Source organism: Dactylosporangium sp. NPDC051087 (genome assembly GCF_055586325.1).
The window spans coordinates 391,933-392,312 of record NZ_JBVJIJ010000007.1; positions in this window are offsets into that span (position 1 = coordinate 391,933).

Genomic DNA, 380 nt, shown 5'->3' on the forward strand with positions numbered 1-380 from the left:
GTTAGGCGAACCCTCCTCCCTCCCACCAGCGCGAGACCAGAAAAAGGGGGGGCCCCCCCCGCTGTTCTGTGTCTGCCCTGTGTCTGCCTGTGTCTGCCGGGACCTCGGCCGTCGAGCCGGCCGCCACCGCACAGACGCGCACGCACCGCCGCACAAGAGCCCACGCACCGCCGCACAAGAGCCCACGCACCGCCGCACAAGAGCCCACGCACCGCCGCCGAGGAGCACGCGTACGGCCCCGCACAAGGAGCGCACGCGCCGCCGAAGGAGCACAGGCGCCGCCGCGCAAACAGAGCGCACGGCACAACGCAGCGGGGGGGGGGGGGGGGGCTAGAGGACGCGGTTATTTGCGTCTGGCCATCCCAAAAGAGATCGTTTCC